10 protein-coding genes are annotated in these 8,101 nt (G+C 47.6%); 5 read left to right on the top strand and 5 right to left on the bottom strand.

The window, feature by feature from the left end:
* Positions 1-196: 196 nt before the first annotated feature.
* Entirely contained in the window at positions 197-694 is a 498-nt protein-coding gene (locus L976_RS18915; RefSeq protein ID WP_047540746.1) for a GNAT family N-acetyltransferase, read from the top strand.
* A gap of 419 nt (positions 695-1,113) precedes the next feature.
* Here L976_RS18915 and L976_RS18910 read toward each other — a convergent pair whose 3' ends face one another.
* The 3 genes from L976_RS18910 to L976_RS18900 all read right to left on the bottom strand — a co-directional run bounded on the left by L976_RS18910 (position 1,114) and on the right by L976_RS18900 (position 3,325).
* Complete coding sequence (locus tag L976_RS18910) at positions 1,114-2,001, bottom strand: phosphoribulokinase (protein ID WP_011071167.1); 888 nt, start codon at positions 1,999-2,001, stop codon at positions 1,114-1,116.
* Between the two features lie 85 nt (positions 2,002-2,086).
* Positions 2,087-2,332 carry a YheU family protein gene (locus L976_RS18905; RefSeq protein WP_047539295.1) on the bottom strand — a complete coding sequence of 82 codons (246 nt, stop codon included), beginning with the start codon at positions 2,330-2,332 and terminating at the stop codon, positions 2,087-2,089.
* A gap of 9 nt (positions 2,333-2,341) precedes the next feature.
* On the bottom strand, positions 2,342-3,325 hold the full coding sequence (locus tag L976_RS18900) for a hydrolase (protein ID WP_047539292.1): 984 nt from the start codon (positions 3,323-3,325) through the stop codon (positions 2,342-2,344).
* Between the two features lie 111 nt (positions 3,326-3,436).
* Here L976_RS18900 and L976_RS18895 point away from each other — a divergent pair, with 111 nt between their 5' ends.
* Positions 3,437-3,943: a hypothetical protein gene (locus L976_RS18895; protein WP_047539290.1), complete on the top strand. Its 507-nt coding sequence runs from the start codon at positions 3,437-3,439 to the stop codon at positions 3,941-3,943.
* 46 nt (positions 3,944-3,989) lie between these two features.
* On the top strand, positions 3,990-5,585 hold the full coding sequence (locus L976_RS18890; protein ID WP_037414567.1) for a GMC family oxidoreductase: 1,596 nt from the start codon (positions 3,990-3,992) through the stop codon (positions 5,583-5,585).
* Between the two features lie 70 nt (positions 5,586-5,655).
* On the opposite strand, the gene L976_RS18885 is transcribed toward L976_RS18890, so the two are convergent.
* Both L976_RS18885 and L976_RS18880 read right to left on the bottom strand, forming a co-directional pair.
* Positions 5,656-6,315, bottom strand: coding sequence for a cupin domain-containing protein (locus tag L976_RS18885; protein ID WP_037414569.1), 660 nt, complete (start codon positions 6,313-6,315; stop codon positions 5,656-5,658).
* A 70-nt stretch (positions 6,316-6,385) separates the two neighbouring features.
* Positions 6,386-7,168: an SDR family NAD(P)-dependent oxidoreductase gene (locus L976_RS18880; protein ID WP_037414571.1), complete on the bottom strand. Its 783-nt coding sequence runs from the start codon at positions 7,166-7,168 to the stop codon at positions 6,386-6,388.
* A gap of 102 nt (positions 7,169-7,270) precedes the next feature.
* On the opposite strand from L976_RS18880, the gene L976_RS18875 reads away from it, so the two are divergent.
* Positions 7,271-7,606, top strand: coding sequence for a winged helix-turn-helix transcriptional regulator (locus L976_RS18875; RefSeq protein WP_037414574.1), 336 nt, complete (start codon positions 7,271-7,273; stop codon positions 7,604-7,606).
* An 88-nt stretch (positions 7,607-7,694) separates the two neighbouring features.
* A partial coding sequence (locus tag L976_RS18870; protein WP_156143265.1) for a GFA family protein occupies positions 7,695-8,101 on the top strand: 407 nt, incomplete at its 3' end.

Raw genomic sequence — 8,101 nt, 5'->3', positions numbered from 1 at the left:
CAACTTGCTCTTGAATAAAGGCCCCCTTTTAGGGGGTTAAAACAAAGCCACCTTCTTTAGAAGGTGGATTCTTTACTGCATAGAATTAAAACGTGGGCAGTATGAGTCTTTATATGTTTATTTTATGATTCAGCGTATTAGCGGTTGGCTATGGTTATGGCTACAGCTAGGACCTGGGCTATTTATCGGGATGACTATGCTAAGGATACGTAAAGCAACGCAATTAGATGCTAAGGCTTGCTGGGACATTCGCAATGCGGCGATTAATAAAGGCTGCGCCGGATTTTATGCTCAAGATGACTTGCAGATTTGGATGCAGGGCGAATTGACCGAATCTTTTCGTCGTATGGTGGGCGCGCATTTTTATGTGGCTGAAATCCTTGATGATGAGACTCAAGAAGGCACTTTGGTTGGTACCATTATGCTGGATGAACCCTATGCTCAGGTCGAGGCGCTGTTCGTTGCTCCCGAGGCGATGGGCTTAGGTGTCGGCAAGTCGTTACTGCAATTTATTGAAACAAAAGCCTTTAACTTAGGCATCGCCCAATTGCGATTAGAATCTACCCTCAATGCCGTGGGGTTTTATCGCCACTACGGTTTCGGCGGTGAAGGTTTTGAGGAAGAATCTATCTATTGCTCACCCCGCGGTATCGCCTTGGAATGTATGGTGATGTATAAAAATCTGGTTTGCTAGGGCGCAGCAAAAACGCTGCTAGAATCTAGGGCGTTGCTTCGCAACTGCGAGAGCGCTTCGCTGCTAGAATCTAGGGCGTTGCTTCACAACTGCGAGAGCGCTTCGCTGCTAGAACCTAGAACCTAGAACCTAGAACCTAGAACCTATTTGGTTCAGCGTTGCTGACATACTCAAGGGAATCAACAGATCAAGCATGGATGTGGAGTTAACAGCTCAAAATTGTTTTGAAGGTTGCTGACATACTCAAGGGAATCAACAGATCAAGATGGGGGAATTAACTCCCAAGAGTATGCCAACTATCGTTCTTTCGCCTGAAATCCCGATGCCAATAAGATTAACTTCAATGGCTTAAATCAAACTTAATCTATTGCTCAAAAAGGCTTTATTTCATTAGCCTTTAGTCAAACGTTAACGCTATCTCAGTTCGCCTGCGGACTATTAAGCTGTTGGCGTTTTTCCATCAAATCTTTAATCAGCGGTGTAAGGATCAGCTCCATTGCGAGCGACATTTTGCCACCCGGCACCACCAAGGTGTTAACCCGTGACATAAAGGAGCCTTGGATCATGCTCAAATAATAGGGGAAGTCGACGTTGTTGATGCCGCGAAAACGGATCACCACAAAGCTTTCATCTAGGCTTGGAATATCTTTGGCGCTAAAGGGGTTAGAGGTATCTACCGTCGGCACCCGTTGGAAGTTGATATGGGTGCGCGAAAATTGCGGCGTCATATGCTTAATGTAATCGTCCATGCTGCGGACGATTGAGCCCATGACTTTTTCGCGGCTATGGCCACGCTCCGATGTATCGCGAATGATCTTTTGGATCCACTCTAAGTTGACGATAGGCACCATGCCGATCAGCAAATCCACATGCTGGGCCACATTGGCATCGCCCGTGACTACGCCACCATGTAAGCCTTCGTAATACAACATATCGGTGTTTTCGGGCAGTGGACGCCATTGGGTGAAGGTGCCAGGCATTTGGTTAAATGGCACGGCTTCGTCAAAGGTGTGTAAGTAGCTGCGGGTTTCACCTTGGCCCGTGGCGCCATAATCGCGAAAGCATTGTTCTAGGCGGGCAAAGTTATTGGCCTCGGGGCCAAAATAGCTCAGGTTACGATTCTCGGCTTGGGATTTACGGATCATCACTTCCATCTCTGCGCGGGTATAGTGATGAAAACTATCCCCTTCTACAAAGGCGGCATTGATTCCAAGTTGGCGAAAAATATGACTAAAGGCGGTGGTGGTTGTGGTGGTTCCTGCCCCAGATGAGCCTGTAACTGCAATAATTGGATGTTTTGCTGACATTTTTTCTACCTAGGCACCATAAAGAGCCGCTCAGTGGGAGCGATAAACCGTATAAGCTATTTATACGGCACAGGGATACTAATGGTCAATCTTGCCGTTTGGCCACTTGGTCAGCGTGACGAATGGCAAAGGACTCATCCTCTTCACTGTATTCTAAGACAAGTTTACCTTGTTTAAGTGCTTGTTGGCATTGCACTATTGCGCTTGATAGTTCTTGCTCATCTAGGCTAGTAAAACTTCCATCTTCCACTTGCCCTAACAAATATTCGCGGATCAAATTGACTAAGGTCTCTTTGGGGAGTTGGAGTAAGGCATTGTAGGGGATAAGCATTCGGGTTCCTTAAGGTGCCGATGACGCATCATTGGCGAGTAAAAAGTCTAAAATGCGCCGCTCTAAATAATAGCGTGGCTTCCATGGCGTGCCGCCTTCGATAAAACCAACATGGCCGCCATGGGCATGTAACTCATATTCCACATGTTCGGAAAGCTGGCTGGGATGCGGGATGACCTCATCCGTCATAAAGGGATCGTCCTTGGCATGCATAATTAGCGTAGGCTTAGTGATTCGGCTAACAAAGGGTAAGCCGCTGGCGCGGGTATAGTAATCTTCTACACCTAAAAATCCATGGAGCGGGGCGGTGACTTTATCGTCAAAGTCATAAAAAGTATTGAGATTAGCAACTTGGATTGGGGTCAAGGTCATAGTGCCAGCAAGCTCTGGATCATTAAGCTTTTGATTGACCTTATATTGTAACTGCTTGATTAAATGGCTTTGATACACCTTTGAAAAACCATTCTCTAAGCGTTTTGCACAGGCCGATAATTGCAGCGGCGCCGACACGACTACAGCGCGACTCAACAGGCTGTGCTCTTGATATTCGCCTTGATATTTGGTCAATACATTGCCGCCTAAGCTGTAACCTACTGCCAATAAAGGTGATTGCGGATAGGTTTGTTGCAGCTGGCTTAGGCTAAACTGCAAATCGTCGGTGTCGCCACTGTGGTAACTGCGGGCGAGACGATTGGCTTCACCTGAGCAGCTTCTATGATGGTGAACCACGGCCGCTAACTCTTGTTCTTTACAGGCTTGCAGAATGCGTCTGGAATAATGGGACTGGGCACTGCCCTCTAATCCATGAATGATAACCACAATGGGTTTACCGATTTCTGGCCTAGCTTGCCAATCTAAATCGATAAAATCGCCATCGGGAAGCTCGAGTCGCTGTCGCTTAAGCACAGGTTTGGCCACTTTAGTGAATACGGGCAAAATGGTTTGTACATGGGGACTTTTGGCCCACCAAGGCGGTGTAAAAGCGTTTGGCATGGGATCTTATCTTGGCATCAACTATTGCTGAAAATTAAAACGTGTGTTTAATTTAGGTTCGCGGTCATTGTAGCACAGTAATTTAACACTAAGCGTCTTGGGGAGACATTGATGAATAGACGAACCTTTTTACTGGGCGCGTTTGCTGGTACAGCGGCGATAGCCCTAGGGGTGAATCTTTATTCTCCCGAATTTAGTCTACCCGATGAAGGCGAGGGGAAAGACTACCGCTTACTATTCAGTGTACTGTTGCCTGTGATGCTTGATGGGGCTTTGCCTGATGTGGCAACCCATAAGGTGGCGGCGCAAAATCGCACCTTAGATGCCATTAAACAATCGATCGCTGTGTTGCCAGATGAACAGCAGTCCGAGTTATTTGAACTACTCGATATGCTCGAGAATCGCCTTGGATTATTGCTACTTACCTCAAGCATGACGCCACTGTTAATGCGCTCTCCCGCCGAGTTGACCCAAATGCTCGAGACTTGGCGCCACAGCTACTTTGCGTTATTGCAAACGGCTTATTTAGGCCTGCGAGAATTAGTGATGGCCAGTTATTACGCTTGTCCTGAGCATTGGAGCCGACTCCACTACGCCAAGCCTGAGTTGTTCAAATAGGCTGAGCATCGAATAATAACAATAATGTGAAGATGGAGTATTCCAAGTGGCAATCATAGATCCCATAGTGACAGGCTTAAATTCCGGTTGGTTACATACCGATGCCAGTCAGCTGCAAGAAAACCAACAATTTGAAGCCGATGTGGTGATTGTGGGCACGGGCGCAGGTGGCGGCGTAGCGGCGGAGATCCTCACCCAAGCTGGGCTCAGTGTGATCATGATTGAAGCGGGGCCGCTTAAATCCTCCAGCGATTTTAATATGGAGGAGCGGGTTGCTTACCCGAATTTGTATCAACAGGCGGCGGCGATGAAAACCGCTGATAAAGCGATTGGTATCTTCCAAGGTCGCGCCGTGGGTGGCTCTACGACCATCAATTGGACCACCTCGATCCGTACGCCAAAGGATGCCTTAGCCTTTTGGGCGCAGCATAAATCTGTAGCCGGACTCGATCCTGAAACCTTAGCGCCTTGGTTCGAGCAGATGGAGCAGCGGCTCAATATCCACGAATGGAATTATGAGCCTAACCGTAATAACGGCGCGCTCAAACAAGGCTGTATCAACCTAGGTTGGGATTACACTGTGATAAAGCGCAATGTCGCAGGCTGCTGGAATACTGGCTATTGCGGGATGGGCTGCCCAGTCAATGCCAAACAGTCGATGCTAGTAACGACAATTCCGAGTGCATTAGAGAAAGGCGCACAGCTGATTAGCCGTGCCAAAGTCGTTAAGATTGAACATCATAATGGCCAAGTCTTTGCCCTCAAGGCACAGGCGCTCGACGTTAATTTAAGGCCGACTGCGGTTGAGCTGCTGTTTAAAGCCAAACACTATATTTTGAGCGCTGGCGCTATCCACACGCCGACCTTAATGATGCGCTCTGAGGTGCCCGATCCCTACCAGTTATTGGGCAAACGAACCTTTTTACATCCCACTGTGCTTTCTGGCGGCGTATTTGCCGATGCGATTAATGCCCACAGCGGCGCACCTCAATCTATCTATTCCGATGAGTTTGTTTGGAAAAATGGCGCAGATGGCGAGTTAGGTTACAAGCTCGAAGTGCCGCCAGTGCATCCGATTTTGATCGCCTCTAAGACCATAGGTTATGGATTAAGCCATGCTGAGTTGATGGCGCAGTTTAATCAGTTGCAGGTGACTATCGCCTTGGTTCGCGACGGTTATCATCCCGACAGTCAAGGTGGACAAGTGCATTTAACCCCAACGGGCTTTACGTTAGATTATCCATTAACCGACGCTTTTTGGCGGGCAGCGCGGCGAGCCTACGCCAGCATGGCCGAATTGCAATTTTCTGCAGGCGCATTAAAAGTGCTGCCTATCAGCGATGGTATGCCCTATTTGTCGTCATGGAAGGAGGCGAAAGAGAGCATAGCCCAAATGGACTTAGCGCCGCTAAAGACGGTGGTGGCCTCGGCCCATGTGATGGGGGGCTGTCCATTCGGCGAAGATGAAAAGCTCTCTATGGTCAATAGCTATGGGCAGTCACATTATTTGGATAATCTGTCGGTGATGGACGGTTCTATCTTCCCGACTAGCTTAGGTGCAAACCCACAGTTGTCGATTTATGGTATTACCGCGCGCAATGCCACCGCGCTGGCGCAAAAGCTCACCGATGGCAAAGGCTGATATTTCCTCGGCCGCATAAGTCAGTCGCTAACACTTATGCGGTCTAAGCCTAATGAGTCGTCTGCTAGCGTTACATGGCGCTAATGGGCAAATGGCCAGTTTTTACTAAGATAATGGTTTCCTCTTCGACAAAAGGAAAATGGCCGCTCATATGGGGGCTGCGTATCCATGTGTGGCGCGGATATTCACCTAGCTCATCTTGAAACTTGCCCGATAACACTAAGATTTCTTCGCCACCAAAATGCCGATGGGGTTGAAATTTTTCTCCCTTAGGCCATTTCACTAATGCGGTATGTTGGTGCTCGAACTCGTGTAACGGCATGACTTGTAAGCCACCAATACCCGGTAACCATGGTGTCTGCTGAGTATTAATTCTGATCAGTTCGAGATCCCGCGGATCGAATTGGTTAAGTTTTACGAAAATCACGCAACCTGTTTGGCTAAAAGGAGCATGTTGGCTCCCGGGGGGATGGCGTAGATAACTACCCGCGGGATAATCACCGTTTTCATCGGAAAATACCCCTTCGAGCACAAGGATTTCTTCGCCCTGCGGATGCTGGTGGGTCGTAAACTGCGAGCCCGCGTCATATTTCACTATGCTGGTGGTGTGCCCTGATTCCTTAGCCTCCCGCTCCAGTGGTTTACGCCACACCCCTTGAGCAGGGCTTGGCAACCAAGGTTGCTGCTCAGTATCAATAACGATACGTTCACTAAAGTTCATATTAAGCATAGTGTTAGACCCGATTTAACCTTTTCTAATGATTAGTTATGTGTCGCTCGCAGTGTATTAACTCGTGAATTTAGTTGCGTCCTGCCATCACGCCGCCATCAACATCCCAAATTGCACCTGTTACCCAGCTGGTGTCATTGGATAACAAAAAGCACACGCTATTTGCCACATCGGCAGGAGTGCCGACTCGTCCAATTGGATGAAAAGCATCAAAGCTTGCAAGCACTTGGTCTCGCTCTTCCTTTGGAATAAAAGCGTTATAGATTGGCGTATTGACCACCGCAGGTGAAACCGCATTGACGCGAATATGCTTGTCCGCCAGTTCCATCGCTAAGTGTTGGGTTAATGCGTGTAACCCAGCTTTGGCCATCGAATACGCCGACGAAGGCGTGGCTTTAACCGCTTGTTTTGCCCACATCGAACCTATGTTCACTATACTACCACCGCCCGCATCGATCATCTTGTGGGTCACGGCTTGGGTAATCCTGAACAGCGCTTTATTTAACCCCATATACAGTTCGTAATCGGCTTCAGTGTGGTCAATAAAGGATTTGGGATTGAAATACCCCGCCGCATTGACGAGATAGCCGACCTTATGCTCGAGTTGGTTAATGTGTGCAATCAGGCGATTAAGATCCGCAGCTTGGTAAAGGTTGGCTTGAAACCCCTCGACCTGTAACTCGGGGATTGTATTTTCCTGTTTGAGTGCAGCGACGGCGGCGGTGAGTTTTTCTTGTTGATTACCCACGATAAGCACTGGTACGCCTTGCTTGACCAGTTGTTTAGCGGTTTCAAAACCGATGCCGCTACTACCGCCAATAATAATGGCCAGATTTGAGGTATTAAATTGCATTTGCTACTCCTATGTATTATCAAGGTGGTAATCTTATGGACTCAATAACTATCTGAACAGTAAGTACAAATTGGTTAGGCAGGTACTTTTTGGTACATCTTTATGAATAACAATGAAAAAATTATTTCTCGCAAATCGCCGCCTGAGCGCTCAGCCCGAATGGTCGAGACGATTTATGGTTGCAAATGGTCATTAACGGTTTATCAGTTGTTGGCCAATGGGATCCAAAGGCCTGGAGAAATGGTGCGCTCAGTCGAGGGACTCTCCACTAAGGTATTGAATCAATGTTTAAAAAAAAACATTGAATTTGGCATTTTAGATAAGGTCATTTATAACGAATTACCACCGCGGGTCGAATATCAAGTGACGGAGTTTGGCCAAAAATTTCTGCATATTTTAGATGAGCTGGAAAAATTGCAGCAAGAAATTGATGCGTAATGAGCTGTCTTGACTGGTCAGTTATACAAGATAATCAAGGTAACTTAATGTATTAGGTTTTTGCTCTGTTTGATGAGGGTTAATGGATATGTCTAAGATCTTGCAAGAGGGCGGTTGTTTATGCGGAGCGATTCGTTATCGGATTGAGGGCAAGCCCTTCGATGCGGATTATTGTCACTGCCGCATGTGCCAAAAGAGTATTGGGGCAGCCTTTGGTGCTTGGATGGATTTTAACGTGTCGCAGGTGACATGGCTTAAGGGCAACATCACTGAGTTTGCCTCATCAGAATATGTAAGACGCGGATTTTGCGCCCAATGTGGCTGCTCACTGACCTTTAGGCACACTGAGTATCCCGATTATCTCACCCTAACGATCGCCAGCTTAGATGATCCAAATTCAGTGCAGCCTAATTACCATATTTATACTGAGCAGCAGCTGAGCGGGCTTAACATTGAGGATAACTGCCAGCGTTATCCTCAAGCTCGCACTAAGTA

The organism is Shewanella sp. ZOR0012, from assembly GCF_000798835.1.
GTDB classification, from domain to species: domain Bacteria; phylum Pseudomonadota; class Gammaproteobacteria; order Enterobacterales; family Shewanellaceae; genus Shewanella; species Shewanella xiamenensis.
The sequence above is the reverse complement of the archived record's forward strand: the minus strand, read 5'-3'. Positions and strand labels throughout refer to the sequence as shown.

What these genes read in the sequence shown, in the direction of transcription:
- L976_RS18915 (WP_047540746.1), top strand. Translation starts at nt 197, where the DNA reads ATGCTAAGGATACGTAAAGCAACGCAATTAGATGCTAAGGCTTGCTGG.
- L976_RS18910 (WP_011071167.1), bottom strand. Translation starts at nt 2,001, where the DNA reads ATGTCAGCAAAACATCCAATTATTGCAGTTACAGGCTCATCTGGGGCA.
- L976_RS18905 (WP_047539295.1), bottom strand. Translation starts at nt 2,332, where the DNA reads ATGCTTATCCCCTACAATGCCTTACTCCAACTCCCCAAAGAGACCTTA.
- L976_RS18900 (WP_047539292.1), bottom strand. Translation starts at nt 3,325, where the DNA reads ATGCCAAACGCTTTTACACCGCCTTGGTGGGCCAAAAGTCCCCATGTA.
- L976_RS18895 (WP_047539290.1), top strand. Translation starts at nt 3,437, where the DNA reads ATGAATAGACGAACCTTTTTACTGGGCGCGTTTGCTGGTACAGCGGCG.
- L976_RS18885 (WP_037414569.1), bottom strand. Translation starts at nt 6,315, where the DNA reads ATGCTTAATATGAACTTTAGTGAACGTATCGTTATTGATACTGAGCAG.
- L976_RS18880 (WP_037414571.1), bottom strand. Translation starts at nt 7,168, where the DNA reads ATGCAATTTAATACCTCAAATCTGGCCATTATTATTGGCGGTAGTAGC.
- L976_RS18875 (WP_037414574.1), top strand. Translation starts at nt 7,271, where the DNA reads ATGAATAACAATGAAAAAATTATTTCTCGCAAATCGCCGCCTGAGCGC.